This window comes from Octadecabacter antarcticus 307, assembly GCF_000155675.2.
Lineage (GTDB): Bacteria > Pseudomonadota > Alphaproteobacteria > Rhodobacterales > Rhodobacteraceae > Octadecabacter > Octadecabacter antarcticus.
Window position 1 is genome coordinate 3793905 of record NC_020911.1, and the last position, 16332, is coordinate 3810236.

Sequence of the window (16332 nt, forward strand, 5' to 3'; positions counted from 1 at the left end):
GTTACCAGCCCGCCCATGATGTTAATCCATAATTGCGCAACAATGCCTCAACCAGCAGCGCCCCGAAGTGGCCGAACAGATAATAGATCGACACGACAAACGTGCGGCGTTCAACAGCGTGATTGTCGGCCTCCGAATCTGCATCCGTGCGGCGCCAGATCGCGTAGCAGCCGCGCAGGAACCAGACATTCAGGACGACGGCCACGACCAAATAAAACGGTCCGCCTATCGACGTGAACCCAAGCCAAAGCGCGACAGCGACCAGCGGCACGCAATAGGTGAGTATGTGTTTACGTGTGACAGTGCGACCGTGGGTTTCCGTCAACATCGGCACACCCGCATCGCCGTAGTCAGATTTCACAAACAACGCCAGCGCCCAGAAATGCGGCGGCGTCCACATGAAGATCAGCGCGAACATCAAAACTGATTCCACCGACACGCCGCTTGTCGCCACGGCCCAACCGATCATCGGCGGGAACGCACCTGCGGCACCACCAATCACGATGTTTTGCGGGGTCGAGCGTTTGAGCCACATGGAATAGACCACCGCATAAAAGAAAATCGTAAACGCAAGCAAGCCCGCAGCCAGCGCGTTCGTTGCCAAGAACAACAGCACAATTGCGAAACCCGATAAGGTCAAGCCAATTGCAAGCGCCTCACCAGGCTGCACAGCGCCGGACGGGATGGGGCGGTTCACCGTGCGTTTCATGATCGCGTCGATGTCGGCGTCCCACCACATGTTCAGTGCACCCGAAGCGCCTGCACCAACCGCGATGCACAACACTGCAACAAATCCGATGAACGGGTTTACGCCAACGGGGGCGACAACTAAACCCACCAGCGCTGTAAAAACGACCAGCTGCATGACGCGCGGTTTCATCAGAGCGAAATAATCGCCCATCTGCGCTTCTTGCATCTGCGTTTGGTTGGTTGCGTCAGTCATTCTATCCTCGGTACGAACGTTAGGAACACGAAACTCCAGCCCTTAGGTCAGGCCCTAGGTTGGAAATTCTACTTTCGCTCCGGCCAGCCATTCATCGTACACGTCAGGATGCACGACTTTTACGGTGATCGGCATAAAGGCGTGGTCTTTGCCGCACAGCTCAGAACACTGACCAAAATAGATGCCTTCACGTTCGGCATTGAACCAAAGCTGGGCAAAACGGCCAGGTACTGCGTCTTGCTTTACTCCGAATGCAGGGATCGTCCATGAATGGATCACGTCCGCGCCTGTAATGGTCATCACGACAGTCGCACCCATCGGCACCACAACGGCGGTGTCGGTCGCAAGGCGGAATTCACTTGCGGAATAACCGGCTTCTTCAAGTTGTTCGATGATGCCCGCGTTTAAGTTACCTTCGTTGTAACCGATCATATAGCTCTCAAAGAATACGTTTTCGTCGGTGTATTCATAGGTCCAGAACCATTGGTTGCCTGTCGCCGTGATGTAGATGTCGCCGTCAGGAATTTCCTGCTGCTTGAACAAAACCGGCAACGAAAACGCACCGATGAAGACCAGAATTACAATCGGCACAATTGTCCATGCAACTTCTAGAGGAGAATTGTGGGTGAAGGTCGCCGGTATCGGGTTCGATTTGGCATTGTAGCGGAGGCAAACCCACCCGATCAGCCCAACCACGAACAGCGTAATCGCCGCACACATCACCAGAAGCCAACCATCCAGCCACTGCAAATCGCGGGCCAGTTCGGTGACAGCGGGCTGAAAACCCGTGGCGCCCAGCGTTGGTGCGCCGACGATCTCAAGATCTTCAATGGCGGTTTGTGCCAGTGCAGCCCCCGCCATCAGCGTGGTCATTGCGGCAAGGCCAAGACGTTTTGCAACAGTCATCATGTGCGTATCAATCCCTAAGTCTGTCAGCGCGAACGTCGCGCTGCCTTGGTTCCTGCGAAACTCCAAACGGAATCTCGTTGTATTTACGGGCGGTCATCCCATATCCTGTGGGCCAACTCAAGCGATCCAGACGTGTCAAAGGGTCGCTTTTTGTCCCAAATCAAAGAATCAGTCAGGAAACACCACATGGCGCACGATCCTTTCCGCCCGTTCGAGACAAATTTAGACCAGGAGTCAGCTTTAGCAATGGTCCGTGACGCGACGGCTGGCGCCGATGATGGCGAATTGTTCCTCGAACGTCGCCGATCCGAGGTTTTGTCGTTTGACGATGGTCGTATTCGCACTGCCAGCTATGACGCCTCCGAAGGGTTCGGGCTGCGGGCCGTGCGCGGTGAGGTCGCAGGCTATGCCCATTCCACGACCATAGATGAACATGCTCTGCGCCGCGCGGTGGCAACAGCACGTTTGGCCGTAGGGGACGGTGGCGGTACTATGGCTGAAGCCCCTGCCCGCACCAATGCAGTTTTATATACCGACGCCGACCCGATGGCAGACGCAGCTTTTGCCGCCAAAATTGACCTGTTAAAAGAAATCGATGCATTTTGTCGCGATCTAGATCCGCGGGTCGTGCAAGTCTCCGCGACCCTCGCCGCGTCTCACCAAGAAGTTGTGATTCTGCGGCCCGAAGGCACACTGGTCACGGACACCCGCCCGATGTCGCGCCTCAATATCTCAGTGATCGTTGAACAAAACGGTCGTCGCGAATCCGGCGGCATGGGCGGTGGTGGCCGTGCGGGTCTGATCAACCTGATCGGGCCAGACAGCTGGCAACCTGTCGCACGCGAATCTTTGCGCATCGCATTGGTGAACCTGGAAGCAGAGGCCGCCCCAGCCGGCGTTTTCGACGTCCTCCTCGGCCCCGGTTGGCCTGGAATTCTGTTGCACGAGGCCGTGGGCCACGGGCTTGAGGGTGATTTCAACCGCAAAGGCACGTCTGCATTTGCAGGTCTGATGGGCCAACAAATCGCGTCCAAAGGCGTCACCGTGCTGGACGACGGCACCATCCCCGATCGGCGCGGGTCCATCACCGTTGACGACGAGGGCACGCCGTCGGCCAAGAACGTGTTGATCGACGACGGTGTCCTTGTCGGTTTCATGCAAGACCGCCAAAACGCGCGCCTTATGGGAGTCGCCCCCACCGGCAACGGGCGACGCGAAAGCTATGCGCACATTCCCATGCCGCGCATGACCAACACCTATATGTTGAACGGTACTGATGACCCGAAAGACATGCTCGCAGGGCTGAAAGACGGCATTTACGCCGTCGGCTTTGGCGGCGGTCAGGTTGATATCACCAATGGAAAATTCGTATTTAGCTGTACAGAGGCGTACCGCGTCCAGAACGGCAAGGTCGGCGCCCCCGTCAAAGGCGCGACGCTCATTGGCGACGGCGCAACCGCGCTGAAACAAATCCGTGGCATCGGCAACGACATGGCGCTTGATCCGGGCATCGGCAATTGCGGCAAGGCGGGCCAATGGGTGCCCGTGGGTGTGGGCCAACCAAGCCTAATGATTGGTGGTTTGACGGTAGGTGGCGCAGCGGCGTGATAGGTCGGGAGTCTCGCTGGCCGATCTGGCGGACGCGTCCAGCGGGGTTTGCGGTGAGTGGCTATTGGCCGACCTTAACAGGGTCGCTAGCCGTGCTGGTCTTCGTGCCACTCGTGGGGTTTGCCTCACTTTTGCAGAATCGGCCTTCGCAGCAGCCAGAACGCCTGAGTCCAATTCGCGTAACTTAATAGACAATGCGCTAATCGCTTCGCCGATGTTGTCTTGGGCGGTACTAATTGTCGCTATCCCGATCAGCGGGCTGGCTGCCGGCGAAGGTTTAGCCGGATGGGGAGTGGCAGCATTAGGCATCGACTTTCAGAAACCGCCCAAATGACTATCAGAGACTTATCCCCCGCACAGCCCTCCCCGCCGACATCGCACCCACCGCACAACTCTGGCACGCCGCATGGCACGAAACCCAAGCGCCGTTCGTGCCCGCAGCACTGATCGCCCAGCGCAGCTTTGATAACTTCAAAACACGCCTCACCCAAATGGGTGACCTGCTGCGTATCCGCCGTTTTGACGGTGCGGATACATTTGCGTTCCTTGATTGATCGCGCACAAAGAACGCTGAATTTTCCGTTTAAAAAATAACCTCTCGTTAACCCCGATCCCTTATTCCTGATTCTGCAGCAGACGGAGACTAGGATGACCAAGAACGACAGTTCTTCCACTCACCCCCCACTCCTACCCACCACGGAAGATGATCGGATTAGTCATCTCCGTCTGCTGCGCTCACGCCGTGTGGGTCCGGTGACATACGCCAGATTGCTGGCCGAACACGGGTCCGCGGCCGCCGCACTTGACGCATTGCCCCATATTGCGCGCGATGCTGGCGTCCCTGATTATCAGATTTGTCCAATCGGGGTCGTGCATGGCGAACTCAAAGCAGGCCGTGGCGCTAAGGCGCAATTGGTGTTCAAGGGCGAACCAGATTTCCCATCGGCCTTGGCCGACATCGAAGATGCGCCTGTGATGCTCTGGATGATCGGTGCCGCTTCGGTCTTGCAACGCCCGATGGTTGCGTTGGTCGGCGCGCGCAACGCGTCGTCTTTGGGCACGCGCATGGCACGCAAACTGGCGCAGGAATTTGGCGAAGCGGGGTTTACCGTGGTGTCCGGTCTTGCGCGTGGCATTGATACCGCCGCCCATGACGGGTCCCTCTCAACAGGCACGGTTGCTGTCGTCGCGGGTGGAGTTGATGTGATTTACCCCGCAGAAAACACGAACCTGGCGCAGAAAATTACCGAGAACGGTCTTCGTGTGTCAGACCAGCCGATTGGATTGCATCCACATGCTCGCCATTTTGTCGCCCGCAACCGGATCATATCCGGCATGGCACAGGCTACAATTGTGGTTGAAGCCGCCGCCAAATCTGGCAGCCTGATAACGGCCCGTACTGCGCTGGATCAAGGACGCGATGTTTTTGCGGTTCCTGGCCATCCGTTTGATGCCCGTGCGTCGGGCTGCAACATGCTGATCCGAGACGGGGCGATGCTCGTGCGCGGCGCGCAAGATGTCCTTGACCAACTCGGCGAACCGACAACCGTTGCGCCCGAATTGCCACTTGAACCTGTGCCGCAGCCGCGCGGTTTGCGCGAAACGGCGCTGCTGCACGCCGATATTCTTGATCGTCTTAGCCCCGCGCCCATGGCCGAAGACCAACTGATCCGCAGCCTTGGTGGCGCGCCAACAGCCATTGCACCGCTGCTAATGGACCTCGAACTTGACGGCAAAGTCATCCGTCAAGCTGGCGGAATCTTGGCCCGCGCTCATTAAAATTGCGCTCAGTTCTACGCGAAGGTAGCTCGCACCGGAACACTCTTTTGTCACACGCCACAGATGCTGCATTGACAATCCCTCATGTCCCCCCACATTTTGCCCGTCCACGACGCCCGTGTCTTTTGGAAGGATTCCCATGCCTGTTGTTGTCGTTGAGTCTCCGGCTAAGGCCAAGACAATCAACAAGTATTTAGGGCCAGGCTACACAGTCTTGGCGTCCTATGGCCACGTTCGCGACCTGCCACCAAAGGACGGATCAGTCGACCCTGACAACGATTTCGACATGTTGTGGGAGATCGCAAGCGACAGTAAAAAGCACATTAAGGCCATCGCCGACGCCCTTGCGAACGACAATGAACTGATCCTCGCGACCGACCCTGACCGCGAAGGCGAAGCGATTTCGTGGCACCTCGAAGAGACGCTGCGCAAACGCAAATCGATCAAGAGAGACACACCAGTGTCACGCGTGGTGTTCAATGCGATCACTAAAACAGCCGTCACCGAAGCGATGAAAAACCCGCGCCAAGTCGACGTGCCTTTGGTTGAGGCATACCTCGCGCGCCGCGCCCTAGACTACCTTGTCGGCTTCAAACTGTCCCCCGTTTTGTGGCGCCGCCTGCCCGGCGCGAAGTCCGCCGGCCGCGTACAATCGGTGTCGCTGCGCATAATCGTTGAACGTGAGATGGAGATCGAGGCGTTCAACAACCGCGAATATTGGTCCGTCAAAGCGCAGCTATCAACGCCGCGCAACCAAGCGGTCGAAACCCGTCTGACCGTTTTGGCAGGCAAAAAACTCGACAAATTCGATCTGGTAAACGCGACACAGGCGGAACTGGCTGAAACCGCCGTTAATTCCCGCGATCTGACCGTCAAACGCGTCGAGGCAAAGCCCGCCAACCGCAATCCATCCGCGCCGTTCATGACGTCCACCCTGCAACAAGAAGCCAGCCGCAAGTTTGGTTTCGGCGCACGCATGACCATGAACGCCGCCCAGCGTTTGTACGAAGCCGGCTTGATCACCTACATGCGGACCGACGGAATCGACATGGCCCCCGAAGCCATTACTGAGGCGCGCGAAACAATCGCCAAAAAGTTCGGCAAAGACTATATACCCGACAAGCCGCGCATCTATAAAAACAAAGCGAAAAACGCGCAAGAAGCGCACGAATGTATCCGCCCAACGGATTTGATGCTTGATGCAACGTCTGCAAAAATTGCCGACCCCGACCAACGAAAATTGTACGATCTGATCTATAAACGCACGGTGTCCAGCCAGATGGAAGCCGCGCGCATGGAACGCACAACCGTCGATATCGGCAGTGCGGATGGTCAGATTGAATTGCGCGCGACAGGTCAGGTCGTACTGTTTGATGGGTTCCTCGCGATTTACGAAGAAGGCCGCGACGACGACGCTGGCGATGATGACGACGACAAACGCCTGCCACAGATGGCGACTGGCGAAAAGATGGCCAAAACCTCGGTCACGGCCGAACAGCATTTCACTCAGCCGCCGCCCCGCTACACCGAGGCGACACTGGTCAAACGCATGGAAGAGCTTGGCATTGGTCGCCCGTCCACCTACGCGTCCATCGTCACAACGATTCAGGATCGCGAATATGTCCGCAAAGAGAAGAACCGCCTAATCCCCGAAGACAAAGGGCGTTTGGTCACGGCGTTTCTGACCAATTTTTTCCGCAAATACGTCGGCTATGACTACACCGCATCACTCGAAGAAGAACTCGATCATGTGTCCGCAGGTGAAGCCGACTATAAGAAAGTGCTGTCCGATTTCTGGGGTGATTTCAAGATCACCATCGACGAAGCAATGGACATGTCTATCACGCAAGTCCTTGATAAAATTAATGAAGTCCTCGCGCCGCATATATTCCCCCCGAACGAAGAAGGCACCGATCCGCGTCTGTGCCCGAACTGTAATGTGGGCCGCTTGTCCATGCGCACCGCGCGCTCGGGTGGCGCATTCATCGGTTGCTCCAACTACCCCGAGTGCAAATACACCCGCGCCTTTGGCCCCCCAGGTCAAGACGACGCATCCGGGATTCCGCCAGAAGGCAAAGAGTTGGGCGTGGACGACGGTGACAAGATCTGGATCCACAAGGGGCGCTTTGGCCCCTACGCCCAGCGCGGTGAGGTCACGGAAGACAACAAAAAGCCGAACCGCCAGTCGGTCCCGAAAGAATGGCCCCCAGAAGACGTCACGCTTGAGACGGCTGTCAGGTTGCTGTCCCTGCCCCGTCTGATTGGCACCCACCCCGAAGACGGCGTCAATGTATTCGCCAACATTGGGCGCTACGGCCCCTATATCAAACATGCAGAATCAACGTCCGATCGGGGTGGCACAAACGCCAATCTTGAGGGTCTTGATGACGTGTTTACCGTTGGCATGAACCACGCAGTGCAGCTTTTGGCCGAAAAAGTCGCGAGCCGTGGCAATCGCGGTGGCGCAGCTAAAACCTTGAAATCCCTTGGTGATCATCCTGATGAAGGTGGGCCAATTGACATCATGGAAGGCAAATACGGGCCTTATGTGAAATGGGAAAAGGTCAACGCGACCCTGCCCAAAGACAGCGACCCTGAGGCGCTGACAATCCAACAAGCGGTTGATCTGATCACCGAAAAGCAGGCGAAAAAGGGCACCAAACGCAAAGCCCCAGCCAAGAAAAAGGCAGCGCCAAAGAAGGCGGCAGCGAAGAAACCTGCGGCGAAAAAGGCGACTGCCAAGAGACCCGCAGCAAAGAAGGCAACTCCAAACGTGATCGATACCGCTGGTGACGTTCTGGAATAGCGGGCTCGAATTACGCCGCAGCGCGGCATATCCATTGACACCCCCCGTGGCCCGCTTATCAATGGGCTAAATTCAACGGGGGATTCATGCAGAAAATCTATCCAAACGCCGCCACCGCCCTAGATGGGCTGCTGCACGACGGCATGTTCATTGCGGCGGGTGGCTTTGGCCTTTGCGGCATTCCGGAACTGCTGCTGGATGCTATCAAAGACGCGGGAAACAAAGATCTGACATTCGCGTCCAACAACGCAGGTGTCGATGATTTCGGCATCGGTATTTTGCTGCAAACCCGCCAAGTCAAAAAGATGATTAGCTCTTACGTTGGCGAAAACGCCGAATTCATGCGCCAATATCTTTCCGGCGAACTTGAACTCGAATTCAACCCGCAAGGCACACTGGCCGAGCGTATGCGCGCAGGCGGCTGCGGCATCCCCGGTTTCTACACAAAAACCGGCGTTGGGACGGTCATTGCGGATGGCAAAGAACACAAAGATTTTCCCACTGGTCCCCAAGGCCAGCCCCAAACCTACATCATGGAGACCGGAATCGTCGCCGACCTCGCCATTGTAAAGGCGTGGAAAGCCGATGGAACTGGCAACCTGATGTTCCGCAAAACTGCGCGCAACTTTAATCCACCCGCCGCCATGTGTGGCAAGATATGCGTTGTTGAGGTCGAAGAAATCGTCCCCGTGGGCAGCCTTGACCCCGACGCGATCCACCTGCCGGGCATTTACGTGCACCGGATCATCGCAGGCGCGCACGAAAAGCGCATTGAACAGCGCACGGTTAGGGAGAAATCATAATGCCTTGGGACCGCAATCAAATGGCGCAGCGCGCTGCCGCCGAACTCGAAGATGGCTGGTACGTGAACCTCGGCATCGGCATCCCGACGCTGGTGGCCAACTACGTCGGCGACAAAGACATCACGCTGCAATCTGAAAATGGCATGCTCGGCATGGGTCCCTTCCCGATTGAGGGCGATGAAGACCCTGATCTAATCAACGCAGGTAAACAAACCATTACCGAACTCAGACGTACCGCCTATTTCGACAGCGCGACTTCCTTTGGCATGATCCGTGGTGGCAAAATCGCCTGCGCAATCCTTGGCGCAATGGAAGTCGATGAAAAGGGTGATCTGGCCAACTGGATGATCCCCGGCAAGCTGGTCAAGGGCATGGGCGGCGCGATGGACCTCGTTGCAGGCGTTGGCCGTGTCATCGTTGTGATGGACCACACCAACAAACACGGCGACAGCAAACTCCTGCGCGAATGCACTCTGCCGCTGACTGGCAAGGCTGTTGTGGACCGCATAATCACCAACCTTGGCGTGCTTGATGTCGTTGCTGGCGGTCTCAAGATCGTGGAATGTGCGACGGGCGTCTCTGAGGATGAACTGCGTGCCGCGACCGAGGCCAAAATCGTCTAGCAAAAACGGGGCGGCGCGAACTTGACGCGCGCCTTGTATTTGTTTGCTAAAATATCCCCGCCTTTCGGCCAGCGCCAACTCGTCGGTCACCGCCTAATCACCCCCATCAGACTTAAAAATGCGCGATAGCGCACTATTTTCCAATCCGTCCCTAAAAATCGTTTCGAAATTGGATGCAAAGTCATAGTCTCGCCTAATTCTGTCGCTAATTGCGAAATGATGACAATGCGCAATATAAACACGCACGAACTAACCCCGATGCCCGCACGCAACCCAATTCTGAAGGGCGGTGCGTGTCGCTGGCGCGACATTGCGATTCTAGCCGCGTTGTTCGTGTTCGTGATTGTGGGCCTTGCAGGTCTGGCCGCCGCGACGGGGTGGGAAGCAACCAAATACCAACTGATGCAGCTCCACGCTGGGCAAATCGCGACCCTGCTTTGCCTCAGCCTTGTGAATTATCTTTTGCGCGGCGTGCGTTGGCATCTATTTTCCAACCGCCTTGGCCTGCCCACAACCGCAGTCCAAGACATGCGCCATTTCTTGGGCGGTTTCGCCATGTCCGTAACACCTGGCCGCGTTGGTGAATTGATCCGCATGCGTTGGCTTAAGCGCGAAACGGGCTGGACAATCGAACGCACCGCACCGCTTGCCTTGATGGACCGCGCCTCCGATCTCGCGGCGATGGCCCTGATCCTTGCGGGGGGCATCGCACTGTCTGCTGGTGGAATTGCCATGGCAACACCAGTCGCGATCTTTGCATTGGCCGCTGCTTTCGTGGCGACCCGTCCGAAACTCCTCGCGGGCTGCGTCACGCTTCTTTACCGCACAATTGGGAGATTCCCCCGCCTGATGGCGCGCGTGCGCATCGCCGCGCGCTCGCTCACTGTGTTCTCAAGCGGTCCGATCATGGCGGCCGCCATGACGCTTGGTCTGATTGGCTGGATCGCAGAAGGCTACGCTTTTCACCTGCTTCTTACGTGGATGGGCGCGGACATTGGCCTCGCCAAGGCCATTGCCATTTTCACTTTCGCGACCCTTGCTGGTGGCCTAACAGGTACCCCTGGCGGCGTTGGTGGCGCTGAGGCCGCGATCGTCGCGCTGCTGTCCGTTGAGGGCATCCCGCTTGACGTTTCTATCCCCGCCACCGCCGTCATTCGCCTGTCGACGCTGTGGTTCGCGATCCTGATCGGCCTCGCTATTTTCCCTGTTGCCGAACGTCTCTCCAAAAATGCCACTCAAACATGATCTGGGCCAAAGACCAAACCCATACCGGCTGGGGCCGTGTGCTAAGCGCGAAGGGCGAGATTGCCCGCGCAGACGATGTGCGAACCCTCACGGCAAATGCGCCCGCCGTCGGCAACCGCCGGTCCTATGGCGACGCCGCCCTGAACGGCGGCGGCAAAGCCATAGACATGACGCGCCTTGATCGCATCACTGCCTTTGATCGCGAGACTGGCCTGTTAACAGTGCAAGCCGGCATCACCTTGGGCGAACTCACCCGCATTTTCGCGCCGCAAGGCTGGCTGCCCGCTGTCATGCCAGGCACAGGGTTCGCAACTGTTGGCGGTGCCATTGCCATGGATGTGCACGGCAAAAACCACCACCGCGCGGGTTCTTTTTGCCAGCATGTCACCTCAATCACGCTGATCCAAGGCGACAAGACCTGTGAGATCACGCCAAAGACAGCGGCCCATTGGAAAGCCACCTGTGGGGGCCTTGGACAGACAGGGATCATCGCGCAGGCGACCCTCCAATTGATCCCGACCAAGGGTGACATGATGCTGGTGACGGAACAACGCGCCACCGATTGGGATCACCACGTCGCCCTCCTTGATGCATCTGATGCGCCCTACAGTGTTGGCTGGATCGACGCGACGGCGACGGGTGCTGCCCTCGGACGTGGCATCATTGAAGAAGGCGAAACCTGTCGTGGTTTGCGCCCGACCAGACGTGGCACCAAGAAAGTCCCGTTCAACGCGCCGCACTGGGCGCTGTCTGGCCCCATCGTCAAAGCATTTAACGCGGCCTATTATCGCCGCGTCCCCAAGTCAGGGCGCACGGTTGTGCGCACTGTGCAGGATTTCTTCTTCCCGCTCGACAAAATCCATGACTGGAACAAACTCTACGGAAAACGCGGTTTTCACCAATTCCAATGCGTCGTACCATTAGATCAATCGCACGCCCTGCGGGACATCATGCAGATCATCGCCAGTTCTGGCCTCGCCTCCCCCCTCGCCGTTCTCAAACGCATGGGCCCAGGATTAAACGGACGAAACGCGGGCTACATGTCGTTCCCGATGGAGGGCTACACCCTCGCCGTTGATTTTCCCAACCGCCCCGCTGCACGCCGTCTGATCGCACACCTTGAATCCGCAACACTGACAGCAGGCGGGCGGCTGTATCTTGCCAAAGACGCGCTCTCTACGGGCACGGCGATCAAATCAATGTACCCCGACTATCCCAAATGGGCACGCGAGGCGGCAAAGGCCGACCCCGACGGCGCCTTGCAAACCGATATGACCAGACGCCTAGACCTTAGGATATCAAAATGACCGACACAGCACCTCATCAAACATCAACTGCCCAGACTTGGATCATCCTCGGCGCAAGCTCGACCATCGCAAAGGCGTTCACCCGCTCCGTCGCCGAAACCGGCGCGCATGTGATCCTTGCGGGTCGCCGCATGGACGACTTAAACGCATCAGCCGCAGACGCCAAAGCGCGCGGAGCGTCAGACGCAACGCCAATGATCTTTGACGCCCGCGTGCCAGACACATTCCAAGAGATTATCGATTTTTCTGCGGCGCAGTCCGGCACTCTGAACTGCGCGGTTTTCGTCGGCTCAATGCCAGCGCAAGACGCCATTGACGCCGACCCCGCGCTGGTTGACGGCACAATTGCTGACAGCTTTACCGGCCCGGCACGCTTCCTGCAAATGCTCGCCCCCGTCATGATGACACGCGAAAATGGTTCAATAGTTGGTTTAGGGTCTGTAGCGGGCGACCGTGGACGCGTCGGCAATTACGTTTACGGTGCCGCAAAAGCGGGTTTTGCCACCTACCTGTCGGGCCTTCGCAACCATTTGGGTCGTCACGGCGTGCATGTGTTGACCGTGAAACCTGGCCCCGTCGATACCGCAATGACGCAAGGCTTGGGCAAACAGCCGTTCATGACAACTGCCGATGCGGTTGTCGCCGACATCCACAAAGCGCTGCACAAAAAGCGCAACACACTTTATACCAAGTGGATCTGGTGGCCAGTCATGACGATCATCAAACTGATCCCAGAACCAATTTTCAAGAAAATGTCGATCTGATCTGAAATCTGCGCGTGCCGCGGGCATAGAGGGGGACTCGCCCCCCGTCCTTCGGACTCCCCCGAGGATACTTTCGAGACAAAGACAAAAAGACAAAAACCGAAGCGAACCGCGAGGCACACATCGGGCTGGGAACAAACACTGCCTGTCTCCGTCTACGGCCATCGGCGTCCCCGCCTGTGCCGCGCCAACAGAGCTGATCGATTCTGGTTAAGGTAAGGTTACTTCTGTTTGTCTTTGTCTTGAAAATATCCCCGCCGGAGGCTCCCCCGCCCGCCGCAGGCGAATTCTGCGATAGCGGGAACTACCCAAACAACCTCGCGAACCAAACACTCCACAGACCAGCAGCGTAAAACAGCAGCGACAAAGTGATGAGTAAATAGCCAATGCCGCGAATATCGCTCATTGCGAAGACAATTGGATCGTAATCCATGCGTCCCATGTAGCCCAAGCGCACCATCCGATAGAGCCACGCCGCAATCGGCAGCAGCGCAAGCCACATCAGCCATTGGTCCGGATAAAGCGCAAGCGCTTGATCAGAATAGGAATACATAAAGAAAATCACCAGCGCGCCAACCATGCCCACGGCAGACATGTTCAACAAATCACCCAAATCGCGCCGCGCGTATCCGCGACCCGGCAAAGGATTATCATCCTCAGCCAACGCCAGTTCCGTCATACGCTTAACGCAACCGAGCGAGATGAAAACTGGAAAGATGAAAATCAACATAAAGATTGACGCATCAACCCCGCTTGCCGCCGCGCCCGCGTCCACGCGCAGCGTATAAAGGGACGCAAGGACGGCGATGTCGATCCAGCGCATCCGCTTCAGGCGCAGCGAATAGGCCAGCGACAGCGCCATGTAAAACGCAACAACACCGAACATCTGCCATGACAGCATCGCGGCAATGCCCAGCGCGACCACACCTAGTCCCACGCAGGTCAACATGCCAATTGGGATCGGCACGGTTCCGGCGGCAAACGGGCGCTTACACTTCTTGACGTGCAGCCTGTCCGCTTCGATATCGAGCAGATCATTGACTATATATATACAAGACGCGGCGGCCGAGAACGCAATGATGCCAAAACAGACCGCCAAGAACGTATTCAAAAAGAACGCATGCGCCGCGATCATTGGCAGAAATAACAGGACGTTCTTGACCCATTGATGCGGGCGCATAGATTTCAGAACCGCGCGAGGCGCCCAACCACCCGCGACAGAGGTGACTTTAGAAAGTCCCTTAGCCCCACCGCCCGCATTGCCGACGACAATCGCCCTGTCGCTGTGATCCCAAATCTTGCGGTCACTCTTGTCATTGCCGGCGTAGTCAAACCCTTGCTCGCCATACGCGGCAACCAAAGCATCTGCTTTCGCCGTGCCTTTCAGGTTCACCCCATTTTGTGACGCGAAAACCCGTTCGATCCCGTAATGGTCGGCCAACGGTTGCACAAGTGACGCATCAGACGCGCTGGCAATTGCCACTTCGCGCCCCGCGTCTCTGGCATCGATTGCCATGGCTACAATGTCGGCGTTGACCGGCAATAGATCAACGCGCAAAGGCGCGATGCGCGCAATCTCAGCTTTGAACGCTGCGCGATCCCCAACCAGCGCAAATGCCTTCAGCGTCGCGGATGGGTCCGTGCCGAACCCTTTCCAGATCCCTTCGAGCAACATATCGGTGCGCAGCAGCGTGCCGTCTGCATCCAAGACAAGCGGTTTAGAGGACATTCTATTCCCTGTTCACATTAAAGACGCAGCCATCCGTGACCAATTCGGGCGGCGTCATGCACAGCCCCCGTGCCACTTCCCATGCGGCCAGAACCTTGGGCACGTAGGCGCGGGTTTCTGGATAGGGTGGAATACCGTTGTTGTTGCGCACAGCGCCTTCGCCCGCGTTGTACCCTGCCAGCGCAAAAATCACGCCGTTGTCGAACTCATCCAAGAGCCAGTCCAGATAGGCCGTGCCACCCTCAATATTGTTGGCTGGATCAAAAGCATCGGTCACCCCGAACCGATCCGCCGTTGGCGGCATCAATTGCATCAAACCTTGGGCTCCTGCTGAACTTACGGCATTAGATTGCCCCGCGCTTTCCACTGAAATCACAGCCAATACCAATGCGGGCGACACGTCGGTACCGATTGTCGCTGTCAAAATCTCAACACCGTATCTACTCGCCAGCTCTGTCATGCCCTGCAAACGCGGTGATGGCACTGCGTTGCCTTGTGGCGCTGTACGCAATGCAGCCACGGCACGTTCAAGACTGAAACTGTTGGCGTCGTCCAAGGACGGCGAAATCGCCTCCCAGTACCACTCAACGCCGTTTGGCACGGGTGCAAGTCCGGCAATCGCAGGTTCACCGAGCGTGCCCGGAGTTGCCGCGGCCGTTCCCGCCGGTCCAGGGGCAGACGGTCCTGTCGGCGCCCGCGGCGCGACCTGCACATTGATGCGGTTCGTGGCCCCCGCCTGCGGCACGCCAACGCGCCGGAACGTGAATTCGTTTTGTAAACGATGATTTTCCGCCAGGGCGGGCAAGGATGATGTCGCCCCACACAGGGCGATCAGTCCTGGGATTATGATACTGCGCCGCATTTGTGCGGTCTCCGCCTGCTTCTTGTTAGGTGTAGCCTAACGCAAATACCCCTCTCTTATCCACTCTTACGTGAACAATCCTACCGTTGAGGGAATTATCAGACGCGACTTTGCAACAATCAGAAAAAAGCTTTGGGTGAAAAAACTTTTAATATTAATATATATCAAGTCTTTACAATCTTTTTTGACAAAAAGTTAGTTGGTTACAAAATTGAACGAATGCCGTCCCATTCCTGCCCCATTCAGCGGTCAGTTACTACGTATCAAAGACGGGGACTAACCAACAGAAAGCCGGTGCAACAAACCCCCAGTTAGATAGTGAAACTGAGTAAAAAACCCTGAGGAGGGACTACAATGCTTAACTTTATCAAAAACTTCCGCAACGACGAAGACGGCGCCGTGACAGTTGACTGGGTTGTTTTGACAGCCGCAATCGTGGGCCTCGGCATTGCCGTACTTACATCTGTTGGCGGTGGTACAGCTGCCCTGAGCGACAAGATTTCTTCTAACTTGGCCGCTGCGACGATCGCAACATACTAAGCCCACGACTTACTAAGACATGGCGCTTAGACGACGCAAAGGGGCCGCATCATATGATGCGGCCCCTTTGCGTTTGCGGCTTTGGACATGTGTCGCTCTGAACCGCGCCATGTTTCCTATAGGAAAATATGTCCTATTTACGCAGCCATGTCTGATCTTTCCAGAGCCGCTTAGCAGTTTGCTTTGGCTTCCGCTGGTGGGAAGTTTCCGATGGGTTCCAGCAGGCGGCGATTGTTGAACCAATCGACTCATTCAAGTGTGGCGTATTGGACAGCTTCAAAGGTGCGCCACGGGCGGCGCTGGTGGATGACATCCGCTTTGAACAAGCCATTGATCGTTTCGGCCAAGCATTGCCCCCCCTCTCACACATGCTGCGCATGTGCTGTCGGGTAGCGGGACGGTCGATTTGTGAAA

The 16332-nt window shown here is 57.0% G+C and carries 14 protein-coding genes and 1 pseudogene; 10 read left to right on the plus strand and 5 right to left on the minus strand.

Features of this window, described 5'->3' with window-relative positions; all coding sequences use genetic code 11:
* Nucleotide 1 precedes the first annotated feature (1 nt).
* Complete coding sequence (gene cyoE / locus OAN307_RS19350) at nt 2-943, minus strand: heme o synthase (protein WP_015501242.1); 942 nt, start codon at nt 941-943, stop codon at nt 2-4.
* A gap of 54 nt (nt 944-997) precedes the next feature.
* The gene (gene coxB / locus OAN307_RS19355; RefSeq protein WP_044044998.1) at nt 998-1852 is read right to left on the minus strand and encodes a cytochrome c oxidase subunit II; all 855 of its coding nucleotides are present in this window, start codon (nt 1850-1852) and stop codon (nt 998-1000) included.
* A 186-nt stretch (nt 1853-2038) separates the two neighbouring features.
* Here coxB and tldD point away from each other — a divergent pair, with 186 nt between their 5' ends.
* From tldD to OAN307_RS19400, 9 genes are all read left to right on the plus strand, one after another.
* Complete coding sequence (gene tldD, locus OAN307_RS19360) at nt 2039-3460, plus strand: metalloprotease TldD (RefSeq protein ID WP_015501244.1); 1422 nt, start codon at nt 2039-2041, stop codon at nt 3458-3460.
* Between the two features lie 431 nt (nt 3461-3891).
* Complete coding sequence (locus tag OAN307_RS30810) at nt 3892-4014, plus strand: hypothetical protein (RefSeq protein WP_275450621.1); 123 nt, start codon at nt 3892-3894, stop codon at nt 4012-4014.
* A 94-nt stretch (nt 4015-4108) separates the two neighbouring features.
* Entirely contained in the window at nt 4109-5239 is a 1131-nt protein-coding gene (gene dprA / locus OAN307_RS19370) for a DNA-processing protein DprA (RefSeq protein ID WP_015501245.1), read from the plus strand.
* A gap of 139 nt (nt 5240-5378) precedes the next feature.
* Nucleotides 5379-8045: a type I DNA topoisomerase gene (topA, locus tag OAN307_RS19375; RefSeq protein ID WP_015501246.1), complete on the plus strand. Its 2667-nt coding sequence runs from the start codon at nt 5379-5381 to the stop codon at nt 8043-8045.
* Nucleotides 8046-8131: 86 nt separating this feature from the next.
* A complete protein-coding gene (locus OAN307_RS19380; RefSeq protein WP_015501247.1) occupies nt 8132-8848 on the plus strand; it encodes a CoA transferase subunit A in 717 nt (238 codons plus the stop codon).
* On the plus strand, nt 8848-9471 hold the full coding sequence (locus OAN307_RS19385; protein ID WP_015501248.1) for a 3-oxoacid CoA-transferase subunit B: 624 nt from the start codon (nt 8848-8850) through the stop codon (nt 9469-9471). Before OAN307_RS19380 ends, OAN307_RS19385 begins: the two co-directional genes overlap by 1 nt.
* A 225-nt stretch (nt 9472-9696) precedes the next feature.
* Nucleotides 9697-10716 (plus strand): lysylphosphatidylglycerol synthase transmembrane domain-containing protein, encoded by a 1020-nt coding sequence (locus tag OAN307_RS19390; protein WP_015501249.1) that lies wholly within the window; start codon nt 9697-9699, stop codon nt 10714-10716.
* Nucleotides 10713-12023: an FAD-binding oxidoreductase gene (locus OAN307_RS19395; RefSeq protein WP_015501250.1), complete on the plus strand. Its 1311-nt coding sequence runs from the start codon at nt 10713-10715 to the stop codon at nt 12021-12023. Before OAN307_RS19390 ends, OAN307_RS19395 begins: the two co-directional genes overlap by 4 nt.
* Complete coding sequence (locus tag OAN307_RS19400) at nt 12020-12787, plus strand: SDR family NAD(P)-dependent oxidoreductase (protein WP_015501251.1); 768 nt, start codon at nt 12020-12022, stop codon at nt 12785-12787. Before OAN307_RS19395 ends, OAN307_RS19400 begins: the two co-directional genes overlap by 4 nt.
* 304 nt (nt 12788-13091) lie before the next feature.
* On the opposite strand, the gene OAN307_RS19405 is transcribed toward OAN307_RS19400, so the two are convergent.
* Nucleotides 13092-14516, minus strand: a complete 1425-nt coding sequence (locus tag OAN307_RS19405) for a UbiA family prenyltransferase (RefSeq protein ID WP_015501252.1) — start codon at nt 14514-14516, stop codon at nt 13092-13094.
* Nucleotide 14517: 1 nt separating this feature from the next.
* On the minus strand, nt 14518-15378 hold the full coding sequence (locus OAN307_RS19410) for a lytic transglycosylase domain-containing protein (protein WP_015501253.1): 861 nt from the start codon (nt 15376-15378) through the stop codon (nt 14518-14520).
* Nucleotides 15379-15732: 354 nt separating this feature from the next.
* Here OAN307_RS19410 and OAN307_RS19415 point away from each other — a divergent pair, with 354 nt between their 5' ends.
* Nucleotides 15733-15918 (plus strand): Flp family type IVb pilin, encoded by a 186-nt coding sequence (locus tag OAN307_RS19415; protein ID WP_015501254.1) that lies wholly within the window; start codon nt 15733-15735, stop codon nt 15916-15918.
* Between the two features lie 170 nt (nt 15919-16088).
* Here OAN307_RS19415 and OAN307_RS28425 read toward each other — a convergent pair.
* Nucleotides 16089-16265 (minus strand): annotated as a pseudogene (locus tag OAN307_RS28425) (IS3 family transposase); the annotation flags it as partial.
* Nucleotides 16266-16332: the final 67 nt, after the last annotated feature.

Bases quoted from the DNA above. Each gene is read 5' to 3' on its own strand.
- OAN307_RS19400 (WP_015501251.1), top strand. From the start codon at position 12,020: ATGACCGACACAGCACCTCATCAAACATCAACTGCCCAGACTTGGATC.
- OAN307_RS19405 (WP_015501252.1), bottom strand. From the start codon at position 14,516: ATGTCCTCTAAACCGCTTGTCTTGGATGCAGACGGCACGCTGCTGCGC.
- OAN307_RS19395 (WP_015501250.1), top strand. From the start codon at position 10,713: ATGATCTGGGCCAAAGACCAAACCCATACCGGCTGGGGCCGTGTGCTA.
- coxB (WP_044044998.1), bottom strand. From the start codon at position 1,852: ATGATGACTGTTGCAAAACGTCTTGGCCTTGCCGCAATGACCACGCTG.
- tldD (WP_015501244.1), top strand. From the start codon at position 2,039: ATGGCGCACGATCCTTTCCGCCCGTTCGAGACAAATTTAGACCAGGAG.
- OAN307_RS19385 (WP_015501248.1), top strand. From the start codon at position 8,848: ATGCCTTGGGACCGCAATCAAATGGCGCAGCGCGCTGCCGCCGAACTC.
- cyoE (WP_015501242.1), bottom strand. From the start codon at position 943: ATGACTGACGCAACCAACCAAACGCAGATGCAAGAAGCGCAGATGGGC.
- topA (WP_015501246.1), top strand. From the start codon at position 5,379: ATGCCTGTTGTTGTCGTTGAGTCTCCGGCTAAGGCCAAGACAATCAAC.
- OAN307_RS19380 (WP_015501247.1), top strand. From the start codon at position 8,132: ATGCAGAAAATCTATCCAAACGCCGCCACCGCCCTAGATGGGCTGCTG.
- OAN307_RS19390 (WP_015501249.1), top strand. From the start codon at position 9,697: ATGCGCAATATAAACACGCACGAACTAACCCCGATGCCCGCACGCAAC.
- OAN307_RS19410 (WP_015501253.1), bottom strand. From the start codon at position 15,378: ATGCGGCGCAGTATCATAATCCCAGGACTGATCGCCCTGTGTGGGGCG.
- dprA (WP_015501245.1), top strand. From the start codon at position 4,109: ATGACCAAGAACGACAGTTCTTCCACTCACCCCCCACTCCTACCCACC.
- OAN307_RS19415 (WP_015501254.1), top strand. From the start codon at position 15,733: ATGCTTAACTTTATCAAAAACTTCCGCAACGACGAAGACGGCGCCGTG.